Here is a 21,196-nt window from a genome sequence, read left to right as displayed (position 1 = left end):
TCAGTCTACTCCAAGCCGCCCATATCAAAGGGCTGATAGGTATGTGTAAAGGTATCCACATCAAATGCCATGACAATTTTGTCATATTCCTCCAGGTCAATCTCCTGCGGAAGCTCTGCAATCCGGGCAGTGTTGACAATGGTAATATCCTGAAAATGCAGTTGTAGGAACTCTCCCAACTTATAGGCATTGTCGTCTCCCAACAGTAGAAGCTTTTCCTCATAAGGGCTTTCTTCTACATGAATTTCCGTCATAATCTGGCCGGCGCCCAGATAGACCATGTCAGGATTATCCGTATACAGCCATCGAGTCAAATAGGGGGAATCACTTTCCACAACCTCTCCCGAACCATAGACTTTGATTTGAAATTCCCGGTCATATTTTGTGTAATGATAAAAACTGAGACGGTCCGGCTCCACATTTTTAAAATAGGTCATGGGATAAAGGGGCCCATAATAATCGGAACGGGCGTGTTCAACATCAAAGGCGTCAATAGTACGCTTGTAATGGCCCATTTTGTCAATCATCGCGCTATACACCTCATAAGCGCCGCTAATGGTCAGCCGGTCATCGGTGCGATAATACAGATACTCCTCTCGCTTTTCAAAAAGGGCAGAATAGGCGTCAATGGTCCTGGCATTTTCCCCCACCTGATTATATACCCTGTCAATAATATCCCTTTGATTTACATTGGTAGCGTATTGAGGAATTTCTTCCTGATTAATAACCACAGAAGTGGGAATTAGCACCAGAAAAACATCTCCGGAACGAGACGCAGCAAGCTGATTCACCGCACTGATATTGGCCTCCAGCTTCTCCTCCTCTGGTTCTTCTAGATTTTTAATCAGCTTGTTGTCACCGATAAAAATACCGTTTTCTTCCCTTACTCCGGTATAATATTTCAGAGTGGACTGCATACCGGTCAGTGTCCTGTTTTGCGCAAACTGTCCACTGACATAGTTATTCAACTGTTCCATGTAGGTGTGGTTTTGCAAGGTTTTCCAGGTAGGAACAGGCAGATCCTGCCAAAATTGAGGAGCCCCCAGCACTACATAGAGCGGAAGGACAAACATCATCAGTAGCAGGATAATGGCTGCTATTCTCTTTGGTTTCATTGGATCACCGCCTTTTCTCCCCCTATTTCTAACCAATCAGATACGACGTTGTCACTACCAATATTAGCACATTAACAATAATAATAGCCAGATTCACCAGATAACTTTTAGAGCTAGAAAATTTTGAAGCTAACCTTGCAAAAATATCGGTGCAGAAAATCACTCCCACAATCAGCGATACATAATTGGTGGTCAATATATAGATGATCTGCTGATTATATAGTTCCATTCCTCCCACATGCAGCCCAAACATGTGTAAAAGCAGGCTCCATGCCTCGGCAGGGGACTCGGTTACTACCAAGATCATGAAAAGTCCTAAGACAGCAATGACTCCTAAATGGGCTAGGATAGAAGGGACGTGAAAGCGCCGGGAATCAGACCGGCTTCGTTGTTCCAAGCATAAAACAAGGGTGAGCAGCAGCGCTCCCAGAATCATGTTGACACTGGCTCGGTAGAACAGGCAGATGATGAGCAGCGACAGGAAAACTGCCAGAGGTTTCATCCACCGTACCCGTATCCGTGCAGAAAGCGGATCGTAAAAATAACGTTCCACATATTCCTGAAGGCTGTTGTTAAAGCGGCTCAAAAAGCTTCCAATGCTTTTGGCCATATAGGGATGGTGAAAGCCGGATCGGACATTAAATCCAAACACCATACACAGTCCTGCCCCCATCTCCAGATAGCCACAGTAGAAAAAGTATATCCACATGACCCTGGCAAGGAAATAGATCCAGCAGGAAAGAATGCTTTGATTATAGTCCGGCAGCCGGACAATCATATCCAGCACCCGGGTGATTCCATCAGCGATCAGCACCTTCTTGGCAAGGCCCTGAATAAACTGGATCAATCCGTCACACAGCAGGGACAAGGACGCCCGCCGGTAGTTTAGATCATATTCCATCTGCCCATACCTGGTCAACGGACCGTAATACAGACGGGGAAACATCATGGTATAGGTAAGCATATTGACGGGATTTCTTTGGGCTTTGGCCTTGCAACGATAAATATCATAAACATAGCTGAGAGATAATAGGCTTACAACAATAGATCCCAATGGCAGAACAAAGCCAAAAAAGTCGCGGTAAACTACCATGACAGCAACGGTAGCCAAGTCCTTGGCCGCAGCCACACAGAGGATAAATCGGCAAAGTATATTTTTATCCCGGTTGTGTTCGATCACCCATCCTGCCACAAAATCAATCAGGCAGGAAGCGATTAACAAGGGGGTAAATACAATATCCAGGGAGAGAAAGACCACCAGAGACAATAGCAACAATACCGTGTTTTTTCCCTTTTGGGGGATCAGATAATAGACCACCAGGCAAAATGGCAAAAACAGATAAATATAAAGCAAACTATCTGGCTGCATCTTATTCCCTCCTTTGTTTTATGATTATTTCACTTTCTCAAGAAGCTCTTGATATGCTTCATAGTCCATCAGTGCGTTGAGCACCGATAAGAGCGCATTGGCCGACAAATGTTCTGGCAGATGAAGATTCTCGATGATCTTCTGTCGCAGCCTAGCACTTCCTGGGCCGCCGGTGATACCATCTTCGAAAAAATCCGCTTTGGTGATGGGGCGTTGATTCTTCTCCGGCTTCTGTCCTTCTTCACAAAGAACGCCCGCTCGGTCCAGCGCCCGCAGGATCTCCTCCTTTGGAACCCCTTCCACCCCCAGCTTTCCCTCTTTGGAGGGCTTTTCCTTCCGGCTCTCCTTGCCGAAAATATCAGAAATATAGGCGTGCTTGACCTTTCCAGGCCCCACTGCTCCCGCAATATAATGGCGGATTTTAAACCCCGCCACATCTGAATCAGTCAGGATGAGAAGTCCTGTTTTATCCGCTAAGGCACGCAACAGGGACAGGGTTTCCTTATCGGTAAAAATGCGAAATCCATCTACAGCGATAACGGTGGCGTCTAGAATAGAGTCTAACTTTATTTTATCATACTTTCCCTCAACAACCACCGTTTCTTTAATTTTAATCAAATTTTTCTCTCCCTTTGACGGCAGAAGAAAATCTCCATCACCGCCTGCTCCAGCATAATATTCCGGTCTCCTTTTGCGCTTTTAAGCTTCTCATCGGTCCGGCTGAGAATCTGCAGGATCTGATAGAGTACCGCCTTTGAAAACCGGTCAGAATCCCGCAGGGCGTTTCTCACGCGAAAGTCCCTGCCCTTATAGTCAAACTTCTCCAGGATATCCTTCTGGCTCTTTCGGTTGACCACCGCCACCTTGGCTCGGTAGAGATCCACAAAAGCCATGGAAAGGACTCCACAAATGTTGACCGGTTCCTCCTTTAGATCGAAAAGCTCATGAAGGATCTCGATAGCATTGGGAACATTGTTGGCCACAATGGCACGGGATAGGTCAAACACCGATGCCTCGAGCTGTTTGGCGGTCAGTTTTTCGATGATCTGCCGGGTAATTTCCCCTTTTTGCTGGTAAGCGGTCAGTTTTCTGACCTCTGTGGCCAAGGTGGTCATATCCTCCCCCACCCGCTCTACCAAAAGCGCGGCGTTCTGGGGAGATATCTCACATCCCCGGCTTTGGATCCGTTCTCTCACAAACCGGATCAAATCCCCGCTTTTTCTCTTCTCAAAGCAGCAAACACACCCATTTTTTGCAGCTAAATCTACAATTGCTTTGTGTTTGGCAGATTTTTTAGGTCCGCCCTCTACATTCATCATGGAGAAGATCAACACCGTATCCGGCGGAAGGTCCGAGAGGATTGCTTTGAGCCGGTCCATATCCGGTTTGGCCAGTTTGTCCAGCTCCACATCTTCCACCAAAACACAGTTTTTCTCACTGAGAAAGGGCAGGGTGGTAACGGCCTGCTCTAATGCATCCATGGACAGTCCCTTTCCGGAAAAACGGTGGAAATTAAAAGCCTCCTGACCCTTGGTCACCGCCCGGCGAAGGAGCCGGCGGACACATAGATCTTTCAGATAAGCTTCCTCTCCATAAATATAATACACTCGGCAGAGAGGCTCCTTTTTGATATGAGATCCTATGTCGCTTTCTTTTGTCAATATCATCTTTTTCCTCCCTTCCGAAATATCACACCAAACCGCCCCGTTCCAAAACCTTGATATCCTCCCCGCCCCTGGTCAGGATATCGATGCGTTCACAATGGTCAAACGTCGCCGTTTCCGCTCCCTGGGACAGCATGGCATTCTGGATGATCCGCTGCTTTTCTCCCTCCACGGCAATTCCATAACTTGCGGCAATTATCTGGGGATTTTCACAATTTCCATTGGCCACCCATACATCAGCTGCTGTCCTTTGCAGCGGCAGCATAGCCGCATCCACCTCCCCATCGGTGAGGAGCAGCGAAAAATCCCCAGTGCGGATGGTGGTGGCTGTTCCATCGGTGTAGGCCAACGTCTCCACCGTGGCGTCTCCAATTTTCGCCTTCATACTGCCAAGAGGATAAATCTTACAACCCTCCGGCAGCATTGCGGTGAGCTGTTCCACGGGAGTGGTGTCGGGAACTACCACAGCGTCGATTTCATACTGGTCAAACACCGATTCATACCGGGTATAATCACCCTTGACATAGAGAAGTGAGATTTTCTCATCCGTTACCGGAAAGCTGATCTCCCCTGTCGGTTCATACAGCGGCATGACCATCTTCCCCTGGGGGAAATCTGCCACCAAATAGGGCGCACTCTCTCCGCCGTAGACCTGCAGGGAGGTCACTCCATTCATCAGCACCGTATGGGAAAGAGCTCCTACCAGAAATAGAGCGGCGCAAAGGAGTGCGCCCAGCTGAAGCCGCAGGCCGTTATTCCTGCCCAGATAACATCCGGTCATAATCAAAACAGCGAAAATCATCCAAATTCCTACAAAAGGAGCGTCATCTGTAAGGGAGAGGAAATCAAACTTGGCAAAAAATGAAACAATGCCGATTGATACCTTTGCCGCAATTCCGGCAAAGAATGCAAAAGGTGCGGCCGCCCAAGGAAGTGCCATGCCCACAAGGGCGGTAAAAAAGCCGCCAACAATCATCACCGGCATCAAAGGGCTAAGTACAAGGGTAGCCAAGGGACTGATGAACGAAACATTTCCGAAATATAACAGTGTCAGCGGCATGAGAAATACCGTAACGCCTATCGACATTCCCAGCAGGTCAAGGGCCCAACGGAAAAACCAGTATTTCCGAAACACTGGATGCAGATGCAAGAAAAAGGCACTGACCTTTGGCGCCAGAGTCAGCATGGCCAGGGTAGCGGCGGCGGAAAGCTGTAGGCTCACGCTGGAGGCTGCAAAAGGATTGGGAACCGCAATCAAAAACAGGGCCAGTCCCAAGGAGTTAAGGGAATCCGATTTTCTGCCCATGGCCCGCGCCAGATAAAATACAATAAGCATAATGCCGGAACGGGTAGCCGAAGGGGCAAATCCCAACACCGCCATATAGAGCAGTACAAAAACGGACGCCAATAAATAAGGCAGAAAATGGGGTAAGAATTTGAGCTTTCTCAGAAGATAGAGAGCCATTGCGCCTAAAATAGACATATGCAGCCCGGAGATGGCGATGTAATGGGTCACACCGGTTCGGGTAAAAAGATCGTAGACGCCGGTTTCCTTCACCAGACTTCGGTCACCGGTGACCATAGCGCTGACAAGCCCTCCCTCCTCATCCGGCAGGGAGGATGTGATCACCTCATTCATCTCCTCCCGGAACTTAACAAAGTAATAGGAGATGGGCTTATCTTCTACCGGCGTATAGATGATGTCGGAGGTAATATAGCCGCCCAAATAGATCTCTTCCGACCAATTATACTGATCCAACAACCGCAGCGACGTTTTAAACTGCAATGTATCATAGAGATCAACATCCAATGGCTTTTGAGTGTCCACCAGGATCTTCACCCTCTGGGGTGCGTCTTCTATCCCCACAGCCGTGGTTTCCATGGTGTAGCGGTAGCCGCCACCTGCCAACCGCTCAGGTGTATCCACAATATGGGCGGTGACCTGAGGTTCCATTCCAGCCATGGCTGCCGCTGGCGCGTAGACAATCCTCTGGTGTAAAAACAGCGCTCCCGTGGAGAGAGCCGCCGTAAAGAGGACAAGCAGCAGGGTCCGCTTGGCGTCAAACAGACGGCTCAGCCACAGCACCGCGCCTAGGGCAAAACAGCACAAGCTCAGTCCAAGATTGACGGACATGGAGAAATAGCAAGCGACCGCCTGCGTGATCAGATAGGTAAAGCCTAACACAGCAAGCGGTCGTTTCATGTCGATTTCCTCCATGGAGTTAAATTTTTAACGTTCTATTAGCCGGGAGGCCAGGCAAGCTGCCGCCCCGCCAACACGTGGAAGTGCAGGTGGCCCACTGTCTGACCGCCGTCCTCCCCACAGTTATTGACAATCCGGTAGCCTCCAGAAAGGTTGAGCTCTCCGGCGATCTTGGCGATTGTCTCAAAAATATGCGCAATGATATCACTATTCTCCGCCGTAATTTCATTGGCGCAGGAGATGTGCTCTTTGGGAATCACCAGAAAATGAACCGGCGCCTTGGGGTCAATGTCGTAAAACGCCAGGATCTTCTCATCTTCGTAAATCTTCTTAGACGGGATTTCCCCCGCTCCGATTTTGCAAAACAGGCAATCCATCCATGCCGCCTCCTTTCGATAACATCAGTATATCATATTCCCCCAGATTTTTCGATTATTTCTGGAGCATTTTTTCAAGGATGGAAGGTACAGCCGCAATGGCCTCATCCATCTTAAAGACATCCTTGACGCCTGCCATGGCGCTGTCCGGACGTCCGCCGCCGTTACCGCCGGCAATCTGGGATACCTCTTTGATGAGCTTGCCGGCATGAACACCCAGTTTTACCGCCTCTTTGCCGCAGGCGGCGCAGATGTTGCCTTTACCCTCGTTGCTGGTCGCCAAAACCGCAACAATGGTGGGGAATTTCTCTTTCAGGGTGTCGCACATAGCCCGCACCGTCTCCGGTTTCATATTGGCAAAGGTTGCGCCTACAACACGGACGCCGCAAATCTCTTTGGCATTGTCCAAGAGCTCTTCCGCTTTGCCAGAGGCCATCTTCTGATTGAGTGCTTCCAGTTCTTTTTCCTTTTCTTTGAGTTCTACCGCTACTGTATGGGTACGGCTGACCAGGTCAGCGGGATTGGCCAGCTTCAGGTTCTCCGCCGATTTGACAATGGTCTCGTTGGCTTCATCCAGCAGATGGAGCACGCCAAGGCCGGTAGTTGCTTCAATACGGCGTACCCCCGCCGCCACGGAGGATTCAGAAATGATCTTGAACAATCCTACTTTGGAGGTATTGTCCAGGTGGGTTCCACCACAGAACTCTATGGAATAACCGCTCATATTGACGACCCGAACCACATCGCCGTATTTTTCACCGAACAGCGCCATGGCGCCCATCTTCTTGGCTTCCTCAATGGGCATCTCCTTGATGGAAATGGGCAGTCCCTCCAGAATTTTGGCATTGACCTTCTTTTCCACAGCGCGAATTTCTTCCGGTGTCATGGCTGCGAAATGGGAGAAGTCAAAGCGCAAACGCTCGTCGTCCACATAGGAGCCCGCCTGATGGACATGGTCTCCCAGCACCTCCCGCAGTGCCGCCTGCAGCAGATGGCAGCAGCTGTGGTTTCTCATAATGGCGCGGCGACGCTTCTCATCAATGGACGCATCCACTGTATCACCTACCGCCAGGCAGCCGGATTCCATCTTACCGATGTGCATAAACTGGCCGGAAGGCGATTTTTTGCAGTCTGTCACCTGGAACACAGCGGTACCGTCAACAATGGAGCCAGTATCCCCCACCTGGCCGCCGCTTTCCGCGTAAAATGGGGTTTTATCCAAAACGATAATCGCTTCATCGCCTTCGGTGGCGCTGTCCACAGTTTCGCCGTCTTTAACAATGGCCACAATCTGAGCAGTGGCTTTCATGTCGGTGTAGCCGACGAATTCATCCTCAACGTCTATATCCTTGAGGCTGTCATCCTTCCAGCCCACAGTATCCTTAGAGAAATGGGCCTCTCTGGCCTTGCGCTTTTGCTCCTCCATCAGCTTCATGAAGCCTTCCTCATCCAGGCCAATGGAACGCTCGGCAATAATCTCCCGGGTCAGGTCGATGGGGAATCCAAAGGTATCATAAAGCTTAAATGCCTGTTCTCCGGAGAGAATCGCATTTTCCATATTGCTGTCGAGTTTGTCGATCATGTTGGAGAGCAGCTCCATGCCCTGGTCAATGGTCTTGGCGAAGCGTTCTTCCTCCACCCGGACCACCTTTTTGATGTATTCGCTGTTCTGTTTCAGCTCCGGATAGGCGTTTTCATTTTCCCGAATCACTGTGTCTACCACCTGATAGAGGAAGGGGCCCTTAATGCCCAAAAGCTTTCCATGGCGGGCAGCCCGGCGCAGCAGACGCCGCAATACATAGCCGCGTCCCTCGTTCTGGGGAACTACGCCGTCGTTAATCATGAAGGTAGTGGATCGGATGTGATCGGTGATGACCCGCAAGGAGACATCGGTCTTTTCGTCAGCGCCATAATCCACCCCGGCAATCTCCCGGATATGCTTCATAATGTTTTGAACGGTATCCACCTCAAAGAGGTTGTCAACCCCCTGCATGATACAGGCCAGACGCTCAAGTCCCATACCGGTGTCAATGTTAGGATGCTCCAAGGGGGTATAGTGGTCGTTGCCATCGCCATTGTACTGGGAAAATACCAGATTCCAGAATTCCACAAAACGGTCGCAGTCGCAGCCTACGCCGCAGGTGGGGCTGCCGCAGCCATATTCTTCGCCCCGATCAAAATAGATCTCAGAGCAGGGGCCGCAGGGGCCGGAGCCAATCTCCCAGAAATTGTCCTCTTTGCCCAAGCGGACAATGTGGCTGGGATCCACCCCAACTTCGTTGACCCAAATATCCTTGGTTTCCTCGTCGTTTTCATAGATAGAGACCCAAATCCGGTCGATGGGCAGCTCCAGTACCTTGGTGATAAACTCCCAAGCCCATTGGGTGGCCTCATGCTTAAAGTAGTCGCCAAAGGAGAAATTGCCCAGCATCTCAAAGTAGGTGCCGTGGCGGCTGGTCTTGCCCACCCGCTCGATGTCGGGAGTGCGAATACATTTTTGGCAGGTGGTCACCCGCTTGTTGGGCGGAGTAGCCTGGCCCAAAAACCACTTCTTCATGGGCGCCATACCGGAGTTGATGAGCAGCAGGCTCTTATCGTCAATGGGCACCAGCGGGAAGCTGGGCAGACGGGTATGACCCTTGCTCTCAAAAAAAGTCAGGAATTTTTCCCGAAGTTCGTTTAATCCTGTCCACTGCATGAAAATCTTACCTCTTTCTTGATATTCCGTTGTTTTTCACAGGGAAGCCCCTGTATCATACCAATATGGATATCGGGTGGTGAAAAAACCACAATAAAAAAGCCTTCTTCCCATGAAGCGGTCTGCTTCTATGGGACGAAAGCTTCTAGTTTCCGTGGTACCACCCAAATTGCGGGAATTCCCCGCCGCTTAGTTGCCCCTTAACGCGGGATACGGCAAAGCTTGTGACAGCTTTGCGGCTCAGGGGTGGCTCCCTATCCCCTCATCGGCAGAACCTTCCAGCAAAGCGAAAACGCTTTGGTTCTTTCTCTTGCGCCGGGATGGAACAGGTGATTCCCTTCATCGCCATTTTTCGCTGTGGCTGACGGCACAGCGGTGATTTCTCATCAATTATACTTTTTTTGCGGCATATTGTCAACGAAAAAGGGCAAAGTATGGACTTTATCTGCGAAACCATTCCCCTATGTCCTCCAGCACCTCCAAAATCTTAAATTTAAACTCGTACTTTGGCCGGTTGGAGATGATTTCTTTGCCGTCAGCACCGATGACCGTCTCTACCTTCTGTTCGCTTTCCGCCGCAGGAATACATAAAGGCGGGAACATGACGCACCACCAGTTGTGCCCCTGGGCTGCGCCGATTTTTACCCGTACCGCATCATACCTGCCGGCCGGAAGGGTGAAATTATCATATTCCCTTGTAGTGAAATATTCGTTTTGAAATGTGACCTCAACATCATAGTCATAGCCGTTTTCTAAAACAACCTGATGGGCAGCAGACTGGATCGCCGGAAGATTTTTCTTCACCAGCTCCGCGGCTTCTGCCTTGTCCTGAGCGGAGAGGAAAAGCTGCTCTGTCTCTTCCAATACTCTATCCCGGACCTGAAGCTTAAGGGCTTGATCCTCTTCGGAGTCGGAGTTTGCCAGCACATGTAAACGTATAACATCCTGGCGGATATTGCTGCATGCTCCCGCAAAAGAACAGAAAGAAGTTAGAAAAATGGTAAGGATCAGACCAATGACAATAGAAAGTTCTACACGGTTGAGTTTCATAATAGATTCCGTCCTTCTCTTCACTGTTGTCAAACGTTTGCAATGAAAATATGGACGGGAATATTTTCCAATATACAATAGACTGAAATATTTGTAGGTAAAACATCCGGCCATGGGGAAAAATTCCATCAAAAAGGCCCGCTTCCCAATGGGAAACGGGCCTTTTTCATTTTTCTATACACCCATGGGCCACAGGTTTGCACAGGAAGGTATTCTCATATCCGCGGGATGTCAGCTCCCGGACACAGTGTTTGGCGTCGCCCTTGTCCTCAAAGACAGAGACCACCGCACTGCCGCTGCCGCTCATGACAGCGCCCAGAGCCCCTTCCTCCAACATGATGGACTTCAGTTCTTCAATTTGCGGATAACGTCCCACCTCTTCCAGAACATTGCACATGCTCGACGCCATTTCCTCCAGTTCGCCGGCGATTACCGCCGCCGTAATCTTGTCAATATCCGGACGTCTTGAAATGCCCTCTCCATCAAAAGCTTTAAAACAATCCGCTGTCCGGATAGAAAGATCCGGCTTGGATACCACGAAGTAGCAATGAGGAATCTCAGGCAGAGGGGTAATCACTTCCCCGATACCCTCTACAAAGGCGGTACCTCCCACCAAGCAGAAGGGGATATCCGCGCCAACAGTCTCCCCAATATCGCAGAGCTCCTCGGTAGAAAGCCCTGTCTCCAGAAGCTCGTTGAGCGCAAAGAGAACAGCTGCCCCATCAGCACTGCCGCCGGCCAATCCCGCTTCCGTGGGGATTTCTTTTTGAATTTCTACCTTTACACCCACCGGCTCCCTGCCCGTATGGGCAAAAAAAGCCTGGCATGCTTTATAGGCGATGTTGTTTTCCCCTGAGGGGATCCGATTGTCATCACAAGAAATGACGATGTCCTTTCCCTCTTCTAAGCTGACCTCCACCGTATCCATCAAATCGATGGCCTGGTTAATCATCCGCAGAAGGTGGTACCCGTCGTAGCGTATTCCCACCACGTCAATGGATAAGTTGATCTTTGCCGGCGCCTTAACTTTGATAGCGTCCAAAATTTATTTACTCCTTTCCCCTTGCTCTATCGGTGTAAAATGAGATTCCGTTTGATATCGATTGCTTTCACGGGGCACATCTCGTGACAGCAAAAACATTTGATGCATTTTTTATAGTCAATATGGGCTTTTTTTGACTGGATATCGATGGTCTTCTGGGGGCAGCTTTCGGCGCATTTCCCGCAGCCGATACAATCCTTTTTCCGGATGACCGGCTTCGGTGCCGCAATCGTCTCCAGCTTCCGCACCAAACCGCGGAATATCCGAGGAACATGGTTGGAAAAATCCACCGACGCCCCTGCCGGCTTCTGATAGCCTTGAATCGGAGAGATCTCTTCCATATCTCCGACAATGGCCATATCCTCCCCATAGCTGCCGCATAAACCGCGTTCCTTCGCCGCCACAATAGTTGGAACGGCATCTTCTTCCATGTCCATAAGGCGGCATAGGGCAAGATCCAGTGCATAGGGATTCTCTGCCGCGAAGGTAATCCCCACCTTTCGCATAGCACCCCCAGAAGGGCCATCTCCCTCCATCGCCTCTACCCCATCCATCAGGAAAAAACTGGGATGAAGGCATTGGCACAAATCCACCAGCATATGGCCAAACCTGTCCTTTTCTGGGAACTGGCAGTGGAGTTCCGGTTTCATCAGCCCCGGAATGCAGCCGAACAGATTTTTCACCCCGCCGGAAAGCCCTGTCATCCCATGGGTTTTCACCTTACCCACACTGATGATCATATCCGCCTCCCTGGCTGGATCAATGATGGTAAAACGGGGGCAAATCTTTGCCTCTGGCGCCTCTACCTCTCCAAACCCGGTATCCAGGTTGAGCTTAACTCCCTGCCGGACCGCCACGCTCTCCATACCGCTGGCACGATAGATAGCGCTAAGCTGTCCCCTGGTGTACAGTCCCCCTGGACTGTCCGCAATGGTAATGTCGGTTACTCCATATTCCTTGATCACTATGATCGCCCCTTCCACCACCGATGGATGGGTGGTGGTAAACTCCTCCGGGCGCCGCTTCATCAGCAGATTGGGCTTGATCAGCACCTTCATTCCCGGATGCAGCCTCTTTTCCATGCCATGCAGGGCAAAGTGTCTGTGGACCGCTTCGTTTACCATCGTCTGATCATAGGATGGCGTCTTGATTACACTTACTTGCCGCACAAATTCCCTCCGTCTATGCCAAAAACCCTACCGCTGCCGCGGTAAGGTTTTCACGCTATTTGTCAAGCCCCTGCAAAAAGTGCTCAATTCTCTTCAATGCTTCTAGGATATGGGCGACGCTATAGCAGTAGGAGGCCCGGAAATGGCCTTCTCCGCTCTCGCCAAAAGCGGTACCCGGTACTACCGCCACCCGCTCGTGATGCAGCAGGCTTTCACAGAATTCATCGGAAGTCATACCGGTAGACTTGATGGATGGGAACACGTAAAACGCCCCTTCCGGCTCAAAACATTCCAATCCCATCTTCCGGAATCCATCCACAATGAGACGGCGGCGCATATTATATTCATCCGCCATACTGGCAATGGCATCGTCACAGCTGCTGGCTGCCTCGATGGCAGCGTATTGGCTGGTGGTAGGGGCGCACATAATGGCATACTGATGGATTTTGAGCATCTGTTCCATGACAGGAGCCGGTCCTACCGCATATCCCAGCCGCCAGCCGGTCATGGCGTAGGTTTTGGAGAAGCCGTTGACCACGATGGTGCGCTCTCTCATTCCGTCAATCGATGCAATGGAAACATGGCGTCCGCCGTAGGTCAGCTCCGCATAGATTTCATCTGACAGCACCATAATATCCGTTTCCCGAAGCACCTGGGCAATGGCCTCCAGGTCCTCCCGGCGCATTACACCGCCGGTGGGATTATTGGGGTAAGGAAGCACCAACAACTTGGTTTTGTCGGTGATATGAGCCCGCAGCTCCTCGGGAGTCAGGCGGAAGTGGTTTTCCGCCTTGGTGGGAATGGCCACTGGCACACCGCCGGCCAGGACGGTAATGGGATGGTAGGCCACAAAGGAGGGCTCGGGGATCAGCACCTCGTCCCCTTCATCCACAAAGGCACGGATGCAGTCATCGATGGCCTCAGAACCACCCACCGTAATCATAATTTCATGTTTGTCGTCATAAGAAAGCCCAAAGCGCCGGTCGAGATAACGGCACACTTCGGTTTTTAGCCTTTGGAGCCCCGCGTTTGCCGTATACCAGGTTTTGCTCTGCTCCAGGGAGCGGATACCCGCCTCCCGGATGGCCCAGGGCGTTTTAAAGTCAGGCTCCCCTACTCCCAGGGAGATAACGCCATCCATCTCGTTGGCAATATCGAAAAATCTCCGGATGCCGGAAGGTTTCAGCCCTAGGATTTTGGGGGAGAGAATCTCCTTATAATCCCTCACAGTGAACCCATCCCCCTCTCGTCCACCGCATCGTCCTTAATCAGGATACCCCGCTCTTTGTAGCGGCGCAGAACAAAATGGGTGGCCGTAGATTGGACGGAATCTAAAGGAGCCAGGCGGTGAGCTACAAACATAGCTACCTCCTGGAAGGTTTTTCCGGTAACAGTTGCTGCTATATCATAACCGCCGGACATAAGATAGACCGTCTCCACTTCATCAAACTGGGCAATGGCGGCCGCGATTTCTTCAAAGCCCTGTCCCTTTTTGGGCGTGACCTTGAGCTCAATGCGGGCGGTGACAAATTGACGATCCGTTTTATCCCAGTCTACAACGGCTCGGTATCCACGGATAATGCCCTCTTTTTCATATTGATCAATGGCGGCTGCCACATCACTCTCCGTTCGGGCCAGCATCGCGGCGATCTGCGCGTTTGACAGTCTGGCATTTTCGTATAAAATCTTCAGCAGCTTATCCATGCATACTCACTCCTAGTCTTTTTCTTTTTTCATGGGAAGATTTTAGATTTTATTATATCAATTTTCCAAATAAAACACAACCCGCAAGACAGAGAACACCTGCCGGACCCTTCCGGTAGGTGTTCTCGCTCAATCAATCTTGATCATTTTGGGCTTTCTATTCTGGAAGAAGGTATAGTAATCAAACCCCGCTTCCTTGGCGATGAGGATGCCGTCAGCAATGCCAGCGCCAATATCCTGGGCCGTGTGGGAATCGGACCCAATGGTCAGTATCTCTCCCCCCAGCTGCTTATACAGCTTGATATAAGGCAGGTCGGGCAGGGTGACGCCCACCGGCTGCCGCAGGCCGGAGGTATTGATCTCGATTCCCTTTCCCTGCTGGATGACTCCCTTCATCACCGCCACAATTTCATCGTAGTAGTGGTCAAGAAAACTGTAATTTTTCTTATAAATGCCGTTCATATACCGCAGCGGATAGGTCAAGTGCCCCAGAACGTCAAACTTTCCCCAGGCTATCGTCTCCAAAAGCTCCTGGAAATAGCGGTCAAATAGATCTTTGATGTCCAGTTCCGGGTCATTGTAGTTGATAAAATAGTAATCCTGCTGGTTTAAATTATTATGTAGCGAACAGATGACAAAGTCAAAATCATAGGAAGCCAATACCTGTTCCGCATTCTCCAGCGCTTGGAGAGGCTGACCCAGCTCCACCCCGGCGGAAAGCTCCAGCCGATCGGAGAAGATGGACTTTGCCTTCATCATCTCAAAGTTAGACTGCCGGATGGTCTTATCATATTTATCTTGAAAATAGACATTAATATCACAGTGGTCCGTCAGCGCAAAGCCTGTCATCCCCTTTTCAATGGCATTCTCACAGAGAAAGGTGACCGAATGGTAACCATCTGGAGAATTGTCGCTGTGTGTATGGCTGTCATAAATTGGGGTCGCCATAAAATCTTCCTCCCTCTCATTTCTCCCGGCTCTCTCTTATGCTTTTATCATATCATAGAACACAAAATTTGCAAACTCTCCCAATAAAAATTTATCTTCCCTATCCCTGTTATCTAGCCGCCATATATGTTAAAATAGATACAAATATCTGCTATGGAGGATTTAACAATGCGCGCTGTTATCACAGTCATCGGTAAAGATATGGTCGGCATTCTGGCCAAGGTCAGCACCATTTGTGCAGAGAAAAACGCCAATGTCATCGAAGTAACCCAGTCTGTTCTACAGGACATGTTCGCCATGATCATGCTGGTGGATATTACGAAACTCTCCTGCAGCTTCCCGGAGCTGGTCGACGCTCTGAAGGAACTGGGAGAAAAACTTCATCTGTCCATCCATGTGATGCATGAGGACATCTTCAACACCATGCACCGCATCTAGCCCAAAGCCTAGGAAAGGACAATGATACATATGCTCAATGTAAGTGATATATTAGAAACGATTACCATGATCCAGGACGAAAACCTGGATATCCGTACCATTACCATGGGGATTTCCCTCTTGGACTGCTGCGACGGGGACATTGAAGCCTCCTGCCGCAAGGTCTATGACAAGATCACCCGCTGCGCCAAAGACCTGGTCAAGGTGGGGCAGGACCTGGAAACCCAATATGGTGTGCCCATCATCCACAAGCGCATCGCCGTCACCCCCATCGCCATGTTGGCAGCAGCCTCTAAAGGGGATCCGGTTAAATATGCCCTAACCTTGGAGAAGGCTGCGGCCGCTGTCGGCGTCAACTTTATCGGCGGCTACTCTGCCCTCGTTCACAAAGGCTTTGCCGCTGGAGATCTGGAGCTGATTAACTCCATTCCCGAGGCACTGTCGGTCACTGAACACGTGTGCAGCTCGGTCAACATTGGCTCTACCAAAACCGGTATCAATATGGATGCTGTTGCGCTTATGGGCCATAAGGTCAAGGAGACCTCCCTTCTCACCGCAGATCGGGATTGCATTGGCAGCGCCAAATTGGTCGTCTTCTGCAACGCTCCCGAGGACAACCCCTTTATGGCCGGTGCATTCCACGGCCCCGGGGAACCGGACTGCGTCATCAACGTAGGAGTCTCCGGTCCCGGTGTTGTCCGCTCCGCCTTGGCCAAAGCTGGGGACTGCAACATCACCGAAGTGGCGGACATTGTCAAGAAAACCGCCTTTAAGATCACCCGGATCGGCCAGCTGGTCGCTTATGAAGCCTCCCACCGTTTGGGCGTTCCCTTCGGTATCGTAGACCTGTCTCTGGCCCCCACTCCGGCCATCGGAGACAGCGTAGCCCATATTCTGGAGGAGATGGGGCTGGAAACCTGCGGCGCCCATGGTACAACCGCCTGCCTAGCTCTTCTCAACGATGCGGTCAAAAAAGGCGGCGTTATGGCTTCTTCCCATGTTGGCGGCCTCTCCGGCGCCTTTATTCCGGTAACTGAGGATGCCGGCATGATCCACGCCGCCCGCTGCGGCGCCCTCTCCATTGAGAAGCTGGAAGCCATGACCGCCGTCTGCTCTGTGGGACTGGATATGATCGTTGTTCCCGGCGATATCCCTGACGAGACCATCTCCGCCATCATTGCTGATGAAGCGGCCATTGGTATGGTCAACCAAAAGACCACTGCCGTTCGTCTTATCCCCGCTATCGGCAAAAAGGTAGGGGATGAGCTCTCCTTCGGCGGCCTTTTGGGCGGCGGTCCTGTGATGGAGGTCAATCCCGCTTCCCCGCTGAAGTTTATCAGCCGCGGCGGTCAGATTCCCGCTCCCATTCACAGCCTGAAAAACTAGTACAATGCCTTCTTTGCTTCTAAAGCGCCGCCTATATGGCGGCGCTTTTTTGACAAGGATTTCGCCTTTACAGGATTTGCTTTCTCTGAATCATAAGGCCCGCTACTGTCAAGTGGCGGGCCTTATGATGATAAATTACAGCAAAAAACAAGAAAAATCCAATACAAAAAGTATTGGATTTCTTGATTTATACTGATTGTTCGGCTTTTTTCCGTTCTTTTCCCCTTTTGATGACCTTGAGTCGGGAAAATTCTTCCCTTTCCTTTTCCTCCAAGGCATCAGTGATAAACTTGGTGGTTTCTTCAAAGTCGGGGATAATAATGTTCTTCAGAGCATTTGCCCGGCTCTGGGTCTTTTTGATGGCATTCGCCAAGCGGTAGACACTGTTTTCGATCTCTGCCAGCTGTACTGTCACCAGCTTTGCCTTATAAAAACAGATATAGGCCTGATCCAGCTGGGAGTTGGAACCCATATAGCCATAGGGCATCTGTAGCTCACTGGTATCAATGGTCACTGTAGGGATCTCTACCCCCATAACGCTGCGGTAGGAAATCTGCACACCATTTTCCACTGGCACAGACTTTGCAATGTCTTCACAAATACCCAAGGTAATATTGGCCATCTGCAGCGCTTGATAAGCCTGATTATAAACATCACTGATCTGGTTATGCAATGCATTTGCCTGATCAATGAGTTGCATCATCTCCCGCACCAGGATATTCCGCTTGCGATCCAACAGTTCGAAGCCCATTTTGGCCAGAGCCAGAGATTTTTTTGTGCTGAGCAAATTCCCCTTGGTGGGAAAAACATTGTTGCGCATCATGGGCCTCCTTTCTATCTGTCAGCGTATTACTTACTTCAAGCTTTCTGCTTTGTGGGGATCGTAATATTTATCGATATCTGCCTGATCCAACCGATCCAGTGTCTCCACCGGCAGCATGGAAAGAAGGGCCCAGCCCAAATCCAAAGTCTGCTCAATGGTCCGGTTTTCATCAAAGGGTTGATTGACAAAGTGCTCTTCGAACATTTTGCCAAACTCCATATATTTTTTATCTGTGGGGGACAACTCATCCTCGCCGATGACCGAAGCCAAGCTTCTGGCATCCTGTACCTTAGCATAGGCCGCAAACAGCTGGGTGGAAACCGAAGGATGATCCTCCCGGGTAAATCCTTCACCGATGCCGTCCTTCATCAATCTGGAAAGGCTGGGTAGCACCGATACTGGAGGATATACCCCCATTTGATCCAGCCCCCGGTCCAGAACGATCTGCCCTTCCGTAATATAACCGGTCAAGTCCGGCACCGGGTGGGTGATATCGTCGTTGGGCATGGTAAGGATGGGGATCTGGGTCACGGAGCCTTCCGACCCCTTAATTACGCCTGCCCGCTCGTAGAGGGAGGCAAGGTCGGAGTACAGATAGCCAGGATAGCCTTTTCTTCCAGGAATCTCTCCCTTGGAAGAAGAAAACTCACGAAGGGCCTCTGCATAGGACGTCATGTCGGTCAGGATAACCAGAATGTGCATATTCTGCTCAAAGGCCAAATATTCCGCCGCCGTCAGTGCGCAGCGGGGAGTCAGGATTCTTTCAATGATCGGGTCATTGGAAAGATTGAGGAACATGGTAACATTCTTCATAACCCCCGACTGTTGGAAGGAGGCCCTGAAGTAGTCCGCCACATCATTGCTGACACCCATGGCCGCAAAGACGATGCCGAAGCCCACACCGCTTTCTTCCGCGATTTTGGCCTGGCGGACGATCTGAACCGCCAACTTATTGTGCTGCATACCGGATCCGGAAAAGATGGGCAGCTTCTGGCCCCGGATCAATGTCATCAGGCAGTCAATTGAGGAAATTCCGGTATTGATATAGTTTCTGGGGTAACTTCTAGATACAGGGTTAATAGGTTTGCCGTTGATATCCCCAAATTTTTCAGGATAAACCTCTCCCAAGCCATCAATGGGACGGCCACTGCCGTTGAAAACGCGGCCCAGGATCTCCCTGGCCAGGGGCATCTCCATGGGATGGGCCAGAAACTTGGTACGGGTGTTTTTCAGGGACAATCCGCGGGTTCCCTCAAACACCTGGATGATGGCCTGTTCTCCCTGAATCTGAACGACACGGCCCGCCCTTGTGGTACCGTCCTCCAGCGTCAGCTCCACCATTTCCTCAAAGCTGACATCGGGCACATGGTCGAGTACGACAAGGGGGCCATTAATTTCTTTGAGTCCGACAAATTGAAGGCTCATCTGTTCTTCCTCCTCTTGTCTTAATGTAAATTGCCAAGCTGCTTGTCAATATCCGCCATGTATTCGTCAAAAAGCTCGGGCTTGTCGTTTGGAATATCATATTTCATCTTAGAAACCTTTTCAAATAGCCCCGTTCCCAGCACATCGGCAAGAGCGGTTCCACCTGAGATCAGTTCCTTGCTCTTCTCATAGAGGTGCAAGATGACATTCATCATCAAAAGCTGTTTCTGCAGCGGCACATAGGTATCATCTTTGTGATAGGCGTTCTGCTGCAAAAATCCTACGCGGATAACCCGCGCTGTCTCGATGGTCAGCTTCTGGTCGTCAGGAAGCACGTCGGAACCAATTAGCTTCACGATCTCCATCAGCTTGCTTTCTTCCTGGAGAATGCCGGACAGCTCCTGACGCTTTTTCATGTAGGCGGGATCGATGTTATCCCGATACCATTTGGAAAGGTCATCAATATATTCACTATAACTGGAAGTCCAGTTGATGGCGGGGTAATGACGGGCGTAAGCTAGGGATTTATCCAGCGCCCAGAAGCAACGTACAAAACGTTTGGTATTCTGGGTAACCGGTTCCGAAAAGTCGGAGCCCTGCGGAGATACTGCGCCGATAATGGAAACCGAACCTTCTTTTCCCGAAAAGGTTTCCATATAACCTGCACGCTCGTAAAACTCAGACAAACGACTGGGAAGATAGGCTGGGAAGCCTTCTTCCGCAGGCATTTCCTCCAACCGTCCGGAGATTTCACGGAGGGCTTCTGCCCAACGGGAGGTAGAGTCAGCCATAATCGCCACATGGTAACCCATGTCACGGTAGTATTCCGCCAAGGTAATACCGGTATAAATCGAAGCCTCACGGGCCGCCACCGGCATGTTGGAGGTATTGGCAATCAGCACCGTACGGTCGGTCAGCGCCTTGCCGGATTTCGGGTCGATCAGTTCGGAAAACTCCTCCAATACCTGGGTCATCTCATTGCCGCGCTCACCGCAGCCGATGTAGACAATGACCTGGGCGTCACACCATTTAGCCAGCTGATGCTGGGTCATAGTTTTGCCCGTACCGAAACCTCCCGGTACTGCAGCCGTTCCGCCCTTTGCAATGGGAAACAGGGTGTCAATGACACGCTGTCCTGTGATCAGAGGCATGTTGATGGGAAGCCGGTTGTCTACCGGGCGGGGAATCCGAATCGGCCATCTCTGACAAAGGGTCAACTGATGGATATTTCCCCGTTCATCCTTTAGTTTAACAATGCAGTCATTCAGTTTATATTTGCCATCTGGGGCGCAATCCACTACCTGGCCGGCCAAATCTGGCGGCACCAGGAAGCGATGCTCAATGAGGGATGTCTCTTGGGTGGTGCCATAAATTTGGCCGCCTCTGAGCTTGTCTCCCACCTTGACGGTAACTTTTACATCCCAAAGGCGTTCCGTATCTAGCGCACCTTCATTGATTCCCTCTCCGATAAATGCGCCAGTTCTCTTTTCCAGCTGCTTGAGCGGCCGCTCAATACCGTCAAAAATATTGGAAAGAATACCAGGACCTAGGGTCGCACACATGGGGCTACCTGTGGTATAAACCGGTTCCCCGGGTTTCAGCCCTGTAGTGCCTTCATAGACCTGGATGGTGGTCAGGGCATCGGTAATAGAGATGACCTCTCCAATCAGCCGTTTTTCCCCAACATAGACCATTTCCATCATGGAAAAGTCCTTCGTATCCTTAATGGTGACGACAGGGCCATTAATAGAATATATCGTATTGTTGCTCAACTTCTTCACCTCT

Annotated in this window: 18 protein-coding genes; 2 read left to right on the top strand and 16 right to left on the bottom strand. The window is 50.5% G+C overall.

All coding sequences use genetic code 11. The features are described from left to right. Positions 1 to 5 precede the first annotated feature (5 nt). From WGC32_RS04920 to WGC32_RS04860, 13 genes are all read right to left on the bottom strand, one after another. On the bottom strand, positions 6 to 1,115 hold the full coding sequence (locus tag WGC32_RS04920) for a DHHW family protein (RefSeq protein ID WP_191482800.1): 1,110 nt from the start codon (positions 1,113 to 1,115) through the stop codon (positions 6 to 8). Positions 1,116 to 1,143: 28 nt separating this feature from the next. Further along, entirely contained in the window at positions 1,144 to 2,484 is a 1,341-nt protein-coding gene (locus WGC32_RS04915) for an MBOAT family O-acyltransferase (RefSeq protein WP_191509714.1), read from the bottom strand. Between the two features lie 24 nt (positions 2,485 to 2,508). Further along, positions 2,509 to 3,102 carry a toprim domain-containing protein gene (locus WGC32_RS04910; protein ID WP_342680886.1) on the bottom strand — a complete coding sequence of 198 codons (594 nt, stop codon included), beginning with the start codon at positions 3,100 to 3,102 and terminating at the stop codon, positions 2,509 to 2,511. After that, a complete protein-coding gene (gene holA / locus WGC32_RS04905; protein ID WP_342680885.1) occupies positions 3,099 to 4,151 on the bottom strand; it encodes a DNA polymerase III subunit delta in 1,053 nt (350 codons plus the stop codon). The genes WGC32_RS04910 and holA overlap by 4 nt, the downstream gene beginning before the upstream one ends. A 22-nt stretch (positions 4,152 to 4,173) precedes the next feature. Beyond that, the gene (locus WGC32_RS04900) at positions 4,174 to 6,351 is read right to left on the bottom strand and encodes a ComEC/Rec2 family competence protein (RefSeq protein WP_342680884.1); all 2,178 of its coding nucleotides are present in this window, start codon (positions 6,349 to 6,351) and stop codon (positions 4,174 to 4,176) included. Between the two features lie 38 nt (positions 6,352 to 6,389). Further along, complete coding sequence (locus WGC32_RS04895) at positions 6,390 to 6,728, bottom strand: HIT domain-containing protein (protein ID WP_191482805.1); 339 nt, start codon at positions 6,726 to 6,728, stop codon at positions 6,390 to 6,392. 55 nt (positions 6,729 to 6,783) lie between these two features. Then, positions 6,784 to 9,426, bottom strand: a complete 2,643-nt coding sequence (gene alaS / locus WGC32_RS04890; protein ID WP_342680883.1) for an alanine--tRNA ligase — start codon at positions 9,424 to 9,426, stop codon at positions 6,784 to 6,786. A 441-nt stretch (positions 9,427 to 9,867) separates the two neighbouring features. Then, entirely contained in the window at positions 9,868 to 10,476 is a 609-nt protein-coding gene (gene spoIIR / locus WGC32_RS04885) for a stage II sporulation protein R (RefSeq protein WP_191482807.1), read from the bottom strand. Between the two features lie 166 nt (positions 10,477 to 10,642). Continuing rightward, positions 10,643 to 11,518 carry a 4-(cytidine 5'-diphospho)-2-C-methyl-D-erythritol kinase gene (gene ispE / locus WGC32_RS04880; protein WP_191482808.1) on the bottom strand — a complete coding sequence of 292 codons (876 nt, stop codon included), beginning with the start codon at positions 11,516 to 11,518 and terminating at the stop codon, positions 10,643 to 10,645. A gap of 26 nt (positions 11,519 to 11,544) precedes the next feature. Next, positions 11,545 to 12,687, bottom strand: coding sequence for a DUF362 domain-containing protein (locus WGC32_RS04875; protein WP_342680882.1), 1,143 nt, complete (start codon positions 12,685 to 12,687; stop codon positions 11,545 to 11,547). Between the two features lie 55 nt (positions 12,688 to 12,742). Then, entirely contained in the window at positions 12,743 to 13,915 is a 1,173-nt protein-coding gene (locus tag WGC32_RS04870) for an aminotransferase class I/II-fold pyridoxal phosphate-dependent enzyme (RefSeq protein ID WP_224771618.1), read from the bottom strand. Then, the gene (locus WGC32_RS04865) at positions 13,912 to 14,391 is read right to left on the bottom strand and encodes an Lrp/AsnC ligand binding domain-containing protein (RefSeq protein WP_191482810.1); all 480 of its coding nucleotides are present in this window, start codon (positions 14,389 to 14,391) and stop codon (positions 13,912 to 13,914) included. Before WGC32_RS04865 ends, WGC32_RS04870 begins: the two co-directional genes overlap by 4 nt. A 129-nt stretch (positions 14,392 to 14,520) precedes the next feature. Beyond that, positions 14,521 to 15,339: a histidinol-phosphatase HisJ family protein gene (locus WGC32_RS04860; RefSeq protein WP_342680881.1), complete on the bottom strand. Its 819-nt coding sequence runs from the start codon at positions 15,337 to 15,339 to the stop codon at positions 14,521 to 14,523. Positions 15,340 to 15,507: 168 nt separating this feature from the next. Here WGC32_RS04860 and WGC32_RS04855 point away from each other — a divergent pair, with 168 nt between their 5' ends. Together WGC32_RS04855 and WGC32_RS04850 are read left to right on the top strand one after the other, a co-directional pair. Beyond that, positions 15,508 to 15,777: an ACT domain-containing protein gene (locus WGC32_RS04855; protein ID WP_191509705.1), complete on the top strand. Its 270-nt coding sequence runs from the start codon at positions 15,508 to 15,510 to the stop codon at positions 15,775 to 15,777. A gap of 30 nt (positions 15,778 to 15,807) precedes the next feature. Beyond that, the gene (locus WGC32_RS04850) at positions 15,808 to 17,163 is read left to right on the top strand and encodes a PFL family protein (protein WP_342680880.1); all 1,356 of its coding nucleotides are present in this window, start codon (positions 15,808 to 15,810) and stop codon (positions 17,161 to 17,163) included. Between the two features lie 187 nt (positions 17,164 to 17,350). On the opposite strand, the gene WGC32_RS04845 is transcribed toward WGC32_RS04850, so the two are convergent. Genes WGC32_RS04845 through WGC32_RS04835 form a run of 3 tightly spaced genes read right to left on the bottom strand, consistent with a single transcriptional unit; the run spans position 17,351 to position 21,183 of the window. Beyond that, positions 17,351 to 17,986 (bottom strand): V-type ATP synthase subunit D, encoded by a 636-nt coding sequence (locus WGC32_RS04845; RefSeq protein ID WP_462933617.1) that lies wholly within the window; start codon positions 17,984 to 17,986, stop codon positions 17,351 to 17,353. A gap of 30 nt (positions 17,987 to 18,016) precedes the next feature. Beyond that, on the bottom strand, positions 18,017 to 19,411 hold the full coding sequence (locus tag WGC32_RS04840; RefSeq protein ID WP_342680879.1) for a V-type ATP synthase subunit B: 1,395 nt from the start codon (positions 19,409 to 19,411) through the stop codon (positions 18,017 to 18,019). 20 nt (positions 19,412 to 19,431) lie between these two features. After that, positions 19,432 to 21,183: a V-type ATP synthase subunit A gene (locus WGC32_RS04835; protein ID WP_342680878.1), complete on the bottom strand. Its 1,752-nt coding sequence runs from the start codon at positions 21,181 to 21,183 to the stop codon at positions 19,432 to 19,434. Between the last annotated feature and the right edge of the window lie 13 nt (positions 21,184 to 21,196).

Source organism: Zongyangia acetica (genome assembly GCF_038739695.1).
Lineage (GTDB): Bacteria > Bacillota > Clostridia > Oscillospirales > Ruminococcaceae > Zongyangia > Zongyangia gallinarum.
The sequence above is the reverse complement of the archived record's forward strand: the minus strand, read 5'-3'. Positions and strand labels throughout refer to the sequence as shown.